Annotated in this window: 12 protein-coding genes; 11 read left to right on the forward strand and 1 reads right to left on the reverse strand. The window is 42.7% G+C overall.

Annotated features, from left to right (window positions below):
• The first annotated feature begins 122 nt into the window (after nucleotides 1-122).
• From BA79_RS11090 to BA79_RS11130, 9 genes are all read left to right on the forward strand, one after another.
• Complete coding sequence (locus BA79_RS11090) at nucleotides 123-2,195, forward strand: sigma-54 interaction domain-containing protein (RefSeq protein WP_008342230.1); 2,073 nt, start codon at nucleotides 123-125, stop codon at nucleotides 2,193-2,195.
• Nucleotides 2,196-2,320: 125 nt separating this feature from the next.
• Nucleotides 2,321-3,214: a phosphate butyryltransferase gene (gene yqiS / locus BA79_RS11095; protein WP_035702808.1), complete on the forward strand. Its 894-nt coding sequence runs from the start codon at nucleotides 2,321-2,323 to the stop codon at nucleotides 3,212-3,214.
• A gap of 25 nt (nucleotides 3,215-3,239) precedes the next feature.
• Nucleotides 3,240-4,334 carry a branched-chain amino acid dehydrogenase gene (gene bcd, locus BA79_RS11100; protein ID WP_035390779.1) on the forward strand — a complete coding sequence of 365 codons (1,095 nt, stop codon included), beginning with the start codon at nucleotides 3,240-3,242 and terminating at the stop codon, nucleotides 4,332-4,334.
• A 33-nt stretch (nucleotides 4,335-4,367) separates the two neighbouring features.
• Entirely contained in the window at nucleotides 4,368-5,489 is a 1,122-nt protein-coding gene (buk, locus tag BA79_RS11105; protein WP_017357958.1) for a butyrate kinase, read from the forward strand.
• On the forward strand, nucleotides 5,479-6,903 hold the full coding sequence (gene lpdA / locus BA79_RS11110) for a dihydrolipoyl dehydrogenase (protein ID WP_017367571.1): 1,425 nt from the start codon (nucleotides 5,479-5,481) through the stop codon (nucleotides 6,901-6,903). The genes buk and lpdA overlap by 11 nt, the downstream gene beginning before the upstream one ends.
• A 17-nt stretch (nucleotides 6,904-6,920) precedes the next feature.
• Entirely contained in the window at nucleotides 6,921-7,913 is a 993-nt protein-coding gene (locus tag BA79_RS11115; RefSeq protein WP_035702809.1) for a thiamine pyrophosphate-dependent dehydrogenase E1 component subunit alpha, read from the forward strand.
• 12 nt (nucleotides 7,914-7,925) lie between these two features.
• The gene (locus BA79_RS11120) at nucleotides 7,926-8,909 is read left to right on the forward strand and encodes an alpha-ketoacid dehydrogenase subunit beta (protein ID WP_007501148.1); all 984 of its coding nucleotides are present in this window, start codon (nucleotides 7,926-7,928) and stop codon (nucleotides 8,907-8,909) included.
• Between the two features lie 19 nt (nucleotides 8,910-8,928).
• On the forward strand, nucleotides 8,929-10,185 hold the full coding sequence (locus BA79_RS11125; RefSeq protein ID WP_008342235.1) for a dihydrolipoamide acetyltransferase family protein: 1,257 nt from the start codon (nucleotides 8,929-8,931) through the stop codon (nucleotides 10,183-10,185).
• 68 nt (nucleotides 10,186-10,253) lie between these two features.
• Entirely contained in the window at nucleotides 10,254-10,547 is a 294-nt protein-coding gene (locus tag BA79_RS11130; protein WP_008342236.1) for a YesK family protein, read from the forward strand.
• Nucleotides 10,548-10,559: 12 nt separating this feature from the next.
• Here BA79_RS11130 and BA79_RS11135 read toward each other — a convergent pair whose 3' ends face one another.
• Nucleotides 10,560-11,453 (reverse strand): YegS/Rv2252/BmrU family lipid kinase, encoded by an 894-nt coding sequence (locus BA79_RS11135; protein ID WP_035702810.1) that lies wholly within the window; start codon nucleotides 11,451-11,453, stop codon nucleotides 10,560-10,562.
• A gap of 167 nt (nucleotides 11,454-11,620) precedes the next feature.
• On the opposite strand from BA79_RS11135, the gene BA79_RS11140 reads away from it, so the two are divergent.
• A complete protein-coding gene (locus BA79_RS11140; protein ID WP_007501138.1) occupies nucleotides 11,621-12,058 on the forward strand; it encodes a BrxA/BrxB family bacilliredoxin in 438 nt (145 codons plus the stop codon).
• A 196-nt stretch (nucleotides 12,059-12,254) separates the two neighbouring features.
• Nucleotides 12,255-13,019 (forward strand): transporter substrate-binding domain-containing protein, encoded by a 765-nt coding sequence (locus tag BA79_RS11145; protein ID WP_008342238.1) that lies wholly within the window; start codon nucleotides 12,255-12,257, stop codon nucleotides 13,017-13,019.
• The last annotated feature ends 91 nt before the right edge of the window (nucleotides 13,020-13,110 follow it).

Below are 13,110 nucleotides of genomic sequence, written 5' to 3' on the forward strand. Positions count from 1 at the left end.
TCCATTGTCTAATTCAAAAAATATTTTGTCAAGAAAGGAAAACGTGGTAATATAGGTGTTGTGCAATTTTTTGCAACGGAAAAATATGGTGTGCAAAATTTTTCATATAAAGGGGTAACGGGATGCAGAGAGTCTTGATTGTCGGTGCAGGACAAGGTGGATCAGCACTGCTTGAAACATTGCTGAAAACAAATACGGTTCAAATCATTGCGATCGCCGACCTTGATCTCGAGGCACCGGGGATGGATGAAGCGAAAAAGAATGGAATTGAGACGACGACGGATTGGAAAGAATACATAAAAGATGACATTGATATCATCATTGAAACCACAGGCAGTTCTGCTGTACTGAAGGAACTAATTGAACAAAAACCAGAGCATGCTGTGATTGTGCCAAGCTCGATGGCATACGTCATTTCAGAATTAATGGCAGAGAAACAACAGCTTATTCAAATATTGAAGGAACAAACCTATAAACATGACCGCATTTTTAATGCAACGAATGATGGCATGATTTTTATTAATATGGATGAAGAAGTGGTCCTGTTTAATCGATCGGCTGCCAAAATGGTGGGGTGCTCGCAAAAGGATGCGATTGGCCGTCACATTCGAGAAGTGATTCCGAACACGAAACTTCCCGATATATTAAGGTCAAGGGAGCCGGAATTTAATCAAAAGCAATTTTTGAATCAGCAAATTCAAATTGTGACCACCCGTCTGCCGATTATTGATGACGCGGGGAGAATGTTAGGTGCTTTATCCATCTTTAAAGACATTACAGATGCGGTGGAGCTTGCGGAGGAAGTAACGAACCTCAAAGAAGTAAGAACGATGCTTGAGGCTATTATTCAATCATCAGATGAAGCCATATCGGTTGTCGATGAGCAGGGGAAAGGTATCTTGATCAACCGTGCTTATACGAAAATGACCGGTTTAACGGATAAAGAGGTCGTGGGTAAACCAGCAGGAGCTGATATTTCCGAAGGGGAAAGCATGCACTTAAAGGTGCTTGAAACAAGAAGACCTGTTCGAGGCGTCAGAATGAAGGTTGGTCCAAACAAAAAAGATGTCATCGTCAATGTAGCACCTGTTATTGTTGACGGCATTCTAAAAGGCAGTGTCGGGGTCATTCACGATGTATCCGAAATCCAATCATTGACGAATGAATTAAATAAAGCAAGACAGCTCATCCGAACACTTGAAGCAAAGTACACATTTGAAGACATTATTGGAGAAAGTGAACAAATGCTTGTCGCGCTTGAGCAGGCAAAGCTGGGCGCAAAAACGCCCGCAACCATTTTACTCCGCGGAGAATCAGGTACTGGGAAAGAGCTGTTTGCGCATGCCATTCACAATGAAAGTGATCGCAAGTACAACCGCTTTGTCCGTGTCAACTGTGCTGCCTTATCAGAAACTCTTTTAGAGTCAGAACTGTTTGGCTACGAGGAAGGAGCGTTTTCTGGTGCAAGGCGAGGCGGGAAAAAAGGGCTGTTTGAAGAAGCCAATCAAGGCAGCATCTTTTTAGATGAAATCGGTGAAATGACGCCAAGTACACAAGCGAAATTGCTGCGTGTCATGCAAGAAAAAGAAATTGTTCGGGTAGGCGGAACGAAAGCGATACCGGTCGATGTGCGTGTGATCACAGCGACAAATGTCAATATTGAAAAGGCGATGGCAGAAGGTAAGTTCAGAGAGGATTTATATTATCGAATGAACAGATACCCGATATCGATTCCACCACTCAGACAGCGTCTCGAAGATATTGAATCATTAAGTAAACGCCTCATTCAGAAGATCAATTTAGACTATGGGCGAAACGTCAGTGGCTTAACAGATCGTGCGCTTAATAGACTTCGATCATATAGCTGGCCAGGCAACGTGAGAGAGCTTGAAAATGTGCTTGGACGAGCTATGATCTTTTTGAATCCGCAAGAAGAATGGATCGATGAAGCACATATCGCCTTCATGGAGTCAGAAGAGCATGATGAAAAAGAGCAGCAGGAACTGGCTGTTAGTCAATTTGAGGGGGAGACGCTCTCGGATGCTGTAGAAGCATTTGAAGCGCAGCTGATCAAACAAACCCTTGAAAAACATCAATTCAATCGTACAAAAACAGCAAAAACGTTAGGGATCAGCATTCGAAATCTTTACTATAAAATGGATAAGTATCAGCTTGCAAAAGATAGCATGCAGTAACATGCACGTAACCTGCAAGAAATTGCATGATTTCTTTGCGAAAAGGTTTATTTTTCACACATTTCAAGCTGGCACGGAACTTGCATATAAAAAGAGGAACCGAGCACAAGGAAAGGTGGGCAAGTATGAAGCTTGACGATCTGATTATCAAAGCCTCGCAGCTGCAGAATAAAACAGCGGCTGTGGCTCATGCAGAAGACGAAGAAGTGCTTCATGCCATCAAAATGGCAATCGAACGAAAAGTCGCTCGCTTCCTGCTGGTTGGAAACAAACGCAACCTAAAGGAGCTAGTCAAACAGCATGAGATCAATGAAGACTGGATAGATATTATTCATTCAGATTCACCCGAAGAATCTGCCAAAATTGCCGTTCAGGCAGTAAGTGAAAATCATGCAGATATTCTCATGAAGGGTCATGTCCCGACAGCCATATTGTTAAAAGCTGTCCTAAATAAAGAGTATGGGCTTCGGACAGCGAGTGTCCTTTCACATGTTGCTGCCTTCGAAGTACCGGGCTTTGACCGTTTTATCTATGTGACGGACTCTGCGATGAACATTGCGCCTGATTTAAATATGCTGAAAGAAATTACGGTGAATTCCGTTCAAGTCGCACAAGCTGTCGGAAATGATATGCCCAAAGTGGCGGTATTATCAGCGGTAGAAGTCGTAAACCCAGCGATGGATTCGACGCTCACAGCTGCAAGCCTTGCGCAAATGAATCGAAGAGGTCAAATTTCTGGCTGTCTGATTGATGGGCCGCTTGCTTTAGATAATGCCATTTCTCAAACGGCAGCTTCTCATAAAAATATTACGAGTGATGTGGCTGGTCATGCAGATATTTTGCTTGTGCCAACCATTGAAGCAGGCAACATTCTTTATAAATCTCTCATCTACTTTGCTCATGCAAAAGTGGGAGCTGTGGTGGCAGGAGCGAAAGCACCGATTGCTTTAACAAGCCGGTCTGATTCAGCTGAAAGCAAGCTCTATTCAATTGCACTTGCCATCTGTACATCAAATTAAGTGAAAGTATTAGGAGGAATAGAAAATGGAACTTTTTAAATATATGGAACAATACGATTATGAACAGCTTGTATTTTGTCAGGATGAACAGTCTGGTTTAAAAGCCATCATTGCCATTCATGATACAACACTTGGGCCAGCACTCGGCGGAACAAGAATGTGGACATATGAAAATGAAGAAGCAGCGATCGAAGATGCCTTGCGTCTTGCAAGAGGTATGACTTATAAAAATGCGGCGGCAGGGCTTAACCTTGGCGGCGGTAAAACGGTCATCATTGGCGATCCGAGAAAAGACAAGAATGAAGAAATGTTCCGTGCTTTTGGCCGTTACATTCAAGGATTAAATGGCCGTTATATCACCGCTGAAGATGTCGGTACAACGGTAGAAGATATGGATCTTATCCATGAAGAAACAGACTTTGTCACAGGCATCTCTCCTGCATTTGGTTCTTCAGGAAACCCATCTCCAGTGACTGCTTACGGTGTATATAAAGGCATGAAAGCAGCTGCAAAAGCAGCATTCGGTACAGATTCATTAGAAGGAAAAACAATTGCCGTTCAAGGTGTTGGAAACGTGGCTTACAACCTATGTAAACACCTGCATGAAGAAGGCGCACAGCTTATCGTTACTGATATCAACAAAGACTCAGTTCAGCGAGCTGTAGAAGACTTCGGTGCAAAAGCGGTAGACCCTGATGATATTTATGATCAAGAATGTGATATTTACGCACCATGTGCACTCGGTGCAACCATTAACGATGTGACGATTCCTAAATTAAAGGCAAAAGTCATTGCAGGTGCAGCGAATAACCAGCTGAGAGAAACACATCATGGAGATCTTATTCATGAAATGGGCATTGTGTACGCACCGGATTATGTGATCAATGCAGGCGGTGTGATTAACGTTGCAGATGAGCTTTATGGCTATAATGCCGATCGTGCAATGAAAAAAGTAGAAGGCATTTACCAAAACATTGAGCGAGTGATTGAAATCTCTAACCGTGATGCCATTCCAACTTATAAAGCGGCAGACCGATTGGCTGAAGAGCGAATTGAAAGAATGCGCAAATCAAGAAGCCAATTCCTGCAAAATGGTCAACATATTTTAAGTCGTCGCTAAATGGATGAATGAGTTGAAACGGAGGTTTTGTTTTTGCTGACAAAAGAATGGCGTATACTCACGATTAATCCTGGCTCTACCTCAACAAAAATCGGTGTGTTTCATAATGAACGATCTATTTTTGAAACGACATTAAGACATACAGATGAGGAAATCAAGCAGTTTCCTCATATCATTGATCAATTTTCATTCCGTAAAGAAACCATTTTAAAAACACTGCATGAACAGGGGATGAACATCTCAAAGTTTGATGCAGTTTGCGCACGCGGTGGTCTGCTTCGCCCGATTGAAGGTGGCACATATGAAGTAAATGAGCAAATGGTTGAAGATCTAAAAGAAGGGTATGCTGGCCAGCACGCCTCTAATCTAGGCGGAATCATTGCCCGAGAAATTGCACTTGGTCTTAACATCCCAGCTTTTATTGTTGATCCCGTAGTCGTAGATGAACTACAGCCAATTGCTCGTATTTCAGGACTGCCAACAATTGAGCGGAAAAGCATTTTTCATGCGTTAAATCAAAAAGCAGTCGCAAGAAAAACGGCTGCTTCGTTTGGAAAACGTTATGAAGATTTGAACATGATCATTACCCATATGGGCGGCGGAATTACGATTGGTGTACATCAAAAAGGAAAAGTCATTGATGTGAATAACGGTCTTCATGGTGAGGGTCCTTTCAGCCCAGAGCGGGCAGGTACTCTCCCAACAGGTGACCTTGTTAATTTATGCTTTTCTGGTGAATATTCGCAAGAGGAAATGCTCAAACGCATTATTGGCGAAGGCGGTCTTGCGGGCTATCTTGGCACGACAGATGCAGTAAAAGTAGAGCGAATGATTGAAGCAGGCGATGAGCGTGCGGCGCTTATTTATGAAGCGATGTGCTATCAAATTGCCAAAGAAATTGGTGCGGCTAGTGCGGTCTTAAAAGGAGCTGTAGACGTCATTGTGTTAACAGGCGGCCTTGCCTACAGCAAACAAATTACGTCAAGCATTAGAGGATACATTGACTGGATTTCAGATGTTGTTGTGTACCCAGGTGAAAATGAATTGCAATCCTTAGCAGAAGGGGCGCTTCGCATTTTAAAAGAAGAAGAATCACCAAAAGAATACCCAAATGATCAAAAGGCGGAGAAAGGAGTGACAAGTCATGGCAACTGAATATGACCTCGTCATTCTTGGTGGAGGCACAGGCGGCTATGTAGCGGCCATTCGTGCCTCTCAACTTGGATTGAAAACAGCAGTCGTAGAAAAATCAAAGCTCGGTGGAACATGTCTTCATAAAGGCTGTATCCCATCTAAAGCGCTGCTTAGAAGTGCAGAAGTCTATCAAACGGTCAAACGTGCCGCTGATTTTGGCGTTGAAGCAAGCGGAATTGCCTTACAATTTGCAAGCGTACAAAAAAGAAAAACAGAGATTGTCGACAAATTAGCAGGCGGCGTCAAACACTTAATGAAACAAGGAAAAATTGATGTATACGAAGGAATAGGCCGTATCCTAGGCCCTTCGATTTTTTCGCCAATGCCGGGCACCATCTCGGTAGAAATGGCGAATGGCGATGAAAATGAAATGCTGATTCCTAAGCAGGTCATCATTGCGACTGGATCAAGACCGCGCGTCCTGCCCGGACTTGAAGCGGATGGAACACACATCCTTACATCAGACGAAGCACTTGAACTGCAAGAACTCCCTCAGTCCATGCTGATTGTCGGCGGAGGCGTGATTGGGATCGAGTGGGCCTCCATGCTTAACGATTTTGGTGTTAAAGTCACAGTGATCGAATTTGCAGATCGCATTTTGCCAACAGAGGATCAAGATATTTCTAAAGAAATGGAAAAGCTTTTAACGAAAAAGGGCATCACCTTAGTGACAAATGCGAAGGTTCTGCCAGATACTGCAGAAAAGCATGAGAATCTGGTCAAGATCCAAGTGGAACAAGGTGGAGACACTCAGTCGTTTGAAGCAGAGAAACTGCTTCTTTCAGTTGGCCGAGTGCCAAACGTGGAAGGCATAGGTCTTGAAAACACGGACATCCAGACAGAAAATCATGGCATTGTCGTGAATGAGCATTACCAAACGAAAGAGTCGCATATTTACGCAATAGGTGATGTCATTGGCGGTCTTCAGCTGGCGCATGTCGCATCACATGAAGGCATGATTGCAGTAGAACATATGGCTGGTCAAGATCCAAAGCCGCTTGATGAAACGCTCGTGTCTAAATGTGTGTACTCTCACCCAGAAACCGCTAGCGTTGGACTGACTGAACAGGCGGCAAAAGAGCAAGGCTACGAAGTCAAGATTGGGAAGTTTCCCTTTATGGCCATCGGAAAAGCGCTTGTATTTGGAGAGTCTGATGGATTTGTCAAAATCATTGCTGACCAAAAGACAGATGATATCTTAGGGATTCATATGATTGGTCCTCATGTAACAGATATGATATCTGAAGCTGGATTAGCCAAAGTATTAGATGCAACTCCGTGGGAAGTGGGACAGACGATCCACCCGCATCCAACCTTGTCAGAGGCAATTGGCGAGGCAGCACTGGCTGTTGACGGAAAGGCGATCCATTTTTAATCAAGGAGGGAAACATGATGAGTAACATGCGTCATCAGGAATTAGGATTATCAGATGAACAAGCGATTGACATATATAGAACCATGCTTTTAGCAAGAAAAATTGATGAACGGATGTGGCTTTTAAACCGTTCTGGAAAAATTCCATTCGTCATCTCTTGTCAAGGACAGGAAGCGCAGCAAGTCGGTGCCGCTTTTGCCCTCAATAGGGAAGAGGATTACGTTTTACCTTATTACCGTGATATGGGGGTTGTCCTTGCATTCGGGATGACGGCGAAAGATTTAATGATGTCTGGTTTTGCGAAAAAAGACGATCCAAACTCAGGCGGGAGACAGATGCCAGGTCATTTTGGGCAAAGATCAAACCGAATTGTGACTGGATCATCGCCTGTGACAACACAGGTTCCTCATGCGGTTGGCATCGCACTTGCCGGGCGTCTAGAGCAAAAGAATTTTGTTAGCTTTGTCACGTTCGGTGAAGGCTCTTCAAACCAAGGAGACTTTCACGAAGGCGCCAACTTTGCTGCGGTGCATAAGCTGCCTGTTATTTTCATGTGTGAAAACAATAAGTATGCGATTTCTGTCCCGTATGACAAACAAGTGGCATGTGAGCGTATTTCAGATCGTGCAATAGGGTACGGAATGCCGGGTGTGACGGTTGATGGAAATGATCCGCTTGAAGTGTATGCAGCGGTCAAAGAAGCGAGAGACCGTGCGGCAAGAGGTGAAGGCCCAACATTGATCGAAACCATTTCTTACCGGTTAACTGCGCATTCAAGTGATGACGATGATTCTAGCTATCGAGAAAAGGAAGAAGTGCTCGAAGCAAGAAAGAAAGATCCGCTCATTCAATATGAAACGTACTTAATCGAAGGAAATGTCATGACTTCTGAAATGAAAGAAGACATGACAAAAGAAATCATGCAAATCGTAAACGAAGCCACTGATGAAGCGGAAAACGCAACTTATGCCGATGCAGAAAGCGCACTTCGTTACGTGTATGCGGAGTAAGGGGGAAGAAAAATGCCTGTTATGTCATATATAGACGCTATTACACTAGCGATGAAAGAAGAAATGGAGCGAGATCCGAAAGTGTTTGTGCTCGGAGAGGATGTCGGGAAAAAAGGCGGCGTATTTAAAGCAACAGCGGGTCTTTACGAGCAATTTGGAGAAGCGCGCGTCATGGATACACCTCTTGCCGAATCAGCGATTGCAGGTGTAGGTATTGGGGCTGCTATGTATGGAATGCGTCCGATCGCGGAGATGCAATTTGCGGATTTTATTATGCCAGCCATCAACCAAATCATTTCAGAGGCTGCAAAAATTAGATATCGTTCCAATAATGATTGGAGCTGCCCAATGGTCATTCGTGCTCCTTACGGGGGCGGCGTACACGGGGCGCTTTATCATTCACAATCTGTCGAAGCCATTTTTGCCAATCAGCCAGGCTTAAAGATTGTGATGCCTTCTACACCTTATGATGTCAAAGGGTTGTTAAAAGCCGCAGTGCGTGATCCAGATCCTGTATTGTTCTTTGAACACAAACGTGCATACCGTCTCATTAAAGGAGAAGTGCCTGAAGAGGATTATACGCTCCCTATTGGAAAAGCGGATGTGAAACGAGAAGGCGATGACATTACGGTCATTACATATGGCCTTTGTGTTCATTTTGCCCTCCAAGCAGCAGAGCGCCTTGCGAAGGACGGAATTTCTGCTCATATTCTCGATTTACGTACAGTGTACCCGCTTGATCAAGAAGCGATTATTGAAGCGGCATCAAAAACAGGGAAAGTACTCTTGTTAACAGAAGATACAAAAGAAGGAAGCATCATGAGTGAAGTGGCTGCCATCATTTCAGAGCACTGCTTGTTTGATTTAGATGCGCCAATTAAACGTCTAGCAGGACCTGATATCCCTGCAATGCCTTATGCACCGACAATGGAGAAATTCTTCATGGTTAATCCGGATAAGGTAGAAGCTGAAATGAGAGAACTAGCGGCGTTTTAAGAAAGAGGAGGGTTTCAAAGTGGCAACTGAACAAATGAAAATGCCTCAGCTTGGTGAAAGTGTAACAGAAGGAACCATTAGCAAATGGCTCGTTTCACCTGGCGATCATGTGAATAAATACGATCCGATTGCGGAAGTTATGACAGATAAAGTAAATGCAGAGGTTCCGTCATCCTTTACAGGAACAATCACTAAACTAGCGGCTGCAGAGGGTGATACACTTCAAGTAGGAGAAGTGTTTTGTGAAATTGAAGTAGAAGGCAGTGCGCAGCAGAGTGCGAAAACAGAAGAGGCGCCTGCGCAAGATGAAGCACCAGAACCTGACCAAACAAATGTGGATCAGAGTCAAAAGAAACGATACTCTCCGGCAGTCCTGCGTTTAGCAGATGAGCACGGAATTGATTTAGCGGCTGTTCAAGGAACGGGAGCTGGCGGCAGAATCACAAGAAAAGATTTGCTGAAGCTTATCGAAAGTGGAGGCGCACAAGAAACGGCAGCACCTGTGAGTGATAGTGCGGGTCAACCAGAGCCTGCGAAGCCGTCACAAGCAAAAGCGGCTCCTTCCATCTCTTCAATGCCTGGAGATGTTGAACTGCCGGTCACACCGATTAGACAGGCGATTGCCGCAAATATGCTAAGAAGCAAGCATGAAATTCCACATGCCTGGACGATGATGGAAGTGGATGTGACAAACCTTGTGACAAGAAGAAATCAGCTAAAAGATCAATTCAAAGCAAAAGAAGGCTTTAATTTGACGTTCTTTGCATTCTTTGTCAAAGCAGTGGCTCAGGCCTTAAAGGAATTTCCTGAAATGAACAGCATGTGGGCTGGAGATAAAATTGTTCAAAAGAAAGCGATCAACGTCTCCATTGCTGTTGCAACAGATGACGCTCTTTTTGTCCCAGTGATTAAAGATGCGGATGAGAAAACGATTAAGGGAATCGCCAAAGAAATTCATGAACTTGCTTCCAAGGTCAGACAAGGCAAACTGAAGCAAAGTGACATGGAAGGCGGCACTTTCACTGTGAACAACACAGGATCATTTGGTTCAGTTCAATCAATGGGGATCATTAACTATCCGCAAGCAGCCATTTTACAAGTAGAATCTATTGTAAAGCGCCCGATGATTGTAAATGGTATGATTGCCGCAAGAGATATGGTGAATCTTTGTCTTTCATTAGATCATAGAGTACTCGATGGTCTTGTATGCGGTAGATTCCTGCAAAGAATTAAACAAATTCTTGAAGGCATTGACGAAGAGACGTCCGTCTATTAAGCTCATTTATATGTCCCCTTCTCACAATGAGAGGGGGATTTCCATATCAATCAGAAAGGAGCGATGAGATGTCTGGATTAGATTTCTTTGCTTTTCTTACGATTGGTCTGATGTTTATAACAGCCATTGCGTTCGCTTTTCTTCGGTATATTTCCAAATCACGCAATCATCCTGAACGCTTACTGCTAATCATATCAATCGTTTCAATCATTCAAATCGCCTATTGCTTGTTGATGATAGGTGGATTTAAAGGAGTCGCCAATAGTTTATTAGGCATTTCCCTTCTTATAGGTACACTGCTAGGGTATGCACTTGAATATTTATACAGACGTTATATCAAAAAAACGCCCGCATCGAAATGATGCAGGCGCTTTTTATTCTGCTGGAACAATAAAGGTCAAATGCTGTTTTAATACTTCAAGGGAAGAAGGAGCAGTCATATATACCTCACCATCTGTATCTGCATCCATTTCCTCTTTTGTATGAATATGAATGCGGGATGCTTGTATAAGAGACAAGTCACCTTTAAAATCCTCTAGCTCTTCGCGGTTCATTGAAAAAATCTCTTTTAAAGCAGAGAAACTCGTATTTCTGCAAATTAAAATTTCGGCTTTTCCATCATCAATTGAAGCATTTGGCAGATCTAATTTATTTGTACCGATAAAGTGCCCATTCATGACAAGGACAATCACAGCTTCTTCTTCCCAGTTTTCCTCTTCGGTTTCAATGCGTACGTAGAAAGGTTCTGTCTGCTGAAGGGTTCGAAGAGCGCTCGTGAAGTAGCTGATTTTTCCGAGGACAGCTTTTTCTTTATCATTAATATTGTTTGAGGTATCTGCGATGAGACCAATCCCCCAAAAATTTAAAAGGTATCGATCATCTGCTTTGATTAAATCGACCTTTTTTTCAGTGCCATCTATCACCATTTGAGCGGCCTTTGGCATCTGCTGAGGGATGCCTAGCGTTCTAGAAAAGTCATTGCACGTCCCGCCAGGTAAGATCGCTACAGCTGGCCTTTTTTCTAAACCGCCAATTCCATTCATACATTCATGGACGGTTCCGTCTCCACCTAGTATAATCAGCAATTCAACCGACTCATCCATCTCACGGCAGAAATGATAGGCATCATTCGGCTGTTTTGTAGGCTTAAGGATGAGTTCATCAATATGTAAAGAAAGAAGAGGCACTGTTTGACCTAGTGTTTTTTCCATGTTTTTTTGTCCAGCATTTCCGTTATAAATGAGTATCGCTTTTTTGAATTGTGCCATCACGCAGTTCTCCCTTTCATCACTTTACTATCACTTTTCCCCAATTCCACAGGTCATAAACGACGTTTGAAAAAAGTGAAGGGGGCGAAACAAGACATTTGCCCGCCGGCGTTTTCCTTGATATGATGTAGTTAAAATGGTTTGGTACGTAGAAGGAGTGGACGGTTATGAATATTGATTTTAATTTATTTATGAATGATATTGTGAAACAAGCACGAGAAGAGATTAAACAGGCAGGTTATACGGAACTGACAACAGCTGAAGAAGTCGATGAAGCGCTGACGAAAAAAGGAACGACACTTGTTATGGTGAATTCAGTGTGCGGCTGTGCAGGCGGTATTGCAAGACCAGCGGCTGGTTATTCTGTTCATTACGATAAGCGTCCAGATCAATTGCTCACAGTGTTTGCTGGACAGGACAAAGAAGCAACCGCAAGAGCACGTGAATACTTTGAAGGCTTCCCGCCATCTTCACCATCATTTGCTCTATTAAAAGACGGGAAGATCATTAAAATGGTCGAACGTCACGAAATCGAAGGACATGAACCGATGGAAGTGGTGTCAAAACTTCAAGCCGCTTTCGATGAGTATTGCGAAGAAGTGTAACATGTTACTTTTGAATGAATCATTTAGAGGCAGTCCGGTCTTTTGATCGGTCTGTTTTTTTGTTTTACATGACATAAGAATCAAAATAATTTTAGCAAAATACTATTGCATATCAAAAAGAAAGTGTTTAAAATACATTATAGTGAATAAATATTCAAATCTACTCATGATTTTAAATACTAGGAGGCATTATCATATGAAAAAGTGGTTATTATTACTTATGACAGCTGGTCTTGCAGCTGCATTAGCAGCATGCGGAACTTCTTCTAATAATTCAAACGCATCAGGAGACGACAAAACACTCATTATGGCGACTTCAGCAGATTATCCGCCATTTGAATCAAAAGACGGTGATAAAATTATCGGTTTTGATGTCGACCTTGCTACAGCTCTAGCGAAAAAGAACGGCTACAAGCTAGAAATTCAAGATATGGACTTTGCAAGCCTCGTGTCAGCTCTTAAAACAAATAAAGCTGATATTGTGCTTGCAGGCATGACACCTACTGAAAAGCGTAAAAAACAAGTTGATTTCTCAGATGTTTACTACAACGCTGAAAACTTGGTTGTATCTAAAAAATCTAGCGGTATAAAAACAGAGAAAGATTTAAAAGACAAAACGGTTGGCGTTCAATTAGGTTCTATCCAGCAAGATGAAGCAAACGGATTGCAAAAGAAATATAACTTAACAGTTGAAGATCGTAATAAAATTTCTGATATCATTCAAGAAATTAAAGCAGGCCGTTTTGATGCAGCTATTATTGAAGATAAAGTAGCGGCTGGCTACTTGAAAAAGGAAAAAGATTTCCAAGCATTTGGATTGAATAGCTCAAACGAAGGTTCAGCCATTGCATTCAAAAAAAATAGCGACTTAACAGCGAAATTCAATAAATCATTAAAAGAAATGAAGGATAATGGCGAACTTGATAAACTCATTAAAAAATGGTTTGCTGATGAAAAGTAAGTCAGGAAAAGGATCAGCGTCATTCATGAAAATCAAGTAGAAAGCGCTGAAAAGTTCAACATGTGTTGAACTTTTTTCCTGTTTATTCTTT

Source organism: Bacillus altitudinis 41KF2b, from assembly GCF_000691145.1.
Classification (GTDB): Bacteria; Bacillota; Bacilli; order Bacillales; family Bacillaceae; genus Bacillus; species Bacillus altitudinis.

What these genes read in the sequence shown, in the direction of transcription:
- BA79_RS11130 (WP_008342236.1), top strand. Translation starts at nt 10,254, where the DNA reads ATGTCTGGATTAGATTTCTTTGCTTTTCTTACGATTGGTCTGATGTTT.
- BA79_RS11140 (WP_007501138.1), top strand. Translation starts at nt 11,621, where the DNA reads ATGAATATTGATTTTAATTTATTTATGAATGATATTGTGAAACAAGCA.
- lpdA (WP_017367571.1), top strand. Translation starts at nt 5,479, where the DNA reads ATGGCAACTGAATATGACCTCGTCATTCTTGGTGGAGGCACAGGCGGC.
- BA79_RS11120 (WP_007501148.1), top strand. Translation starts at nt 7,926, where the DNA reads ATGCCTGTTATGTCATATATAGACGCTATTACACTAGCGATGAAAGAA.
- yqiS (WP_035702808.1), top strand. Translation starts at nt 2,321, where the DNA reads ATGAAGCTTGACGATCTGATTATCAAAGCCTCGCAGCTGCAGAATAAA.
- BA79_RS11115 (WP_035702809.1), top strand. Translation starts at nt 6,921, where the DNA reads ATGAGTAACATGCGTCATCAGGAATTAGGATTATCAGATGAACAAGCG.
- BA79_RS11135 (WP_035702810.1), bottom strand. Translation starts at nt 11,453, where the DNA reads ATGGCACAATTCAAAAAAGCGATACTCATTTATAACGGAAATGCTGGA.
- BA79_RS11145 (WP_008342238.1), top strand. Translation starts at nt 12,255, where the DNA reads ATGAAAAAGTGGTTATTATTACTTATGACAGCTGGTCTTGCAGCTGCA.
- bcd (WP_035390779.1), top strand. Translation starts at nt 3,240, where the DNA reads ATGGAACTTTTTAAATATATGGAACAATACGATTATGAACAGCTTGTA.
- BA79_RS11090 (WP_008342230.1), top strand. Translation starts at nt 123, where the DNA reads ATGCAGAGAGTCTTGATTGTCGGTGCAGGACAAGGTGGATCAGCACTG.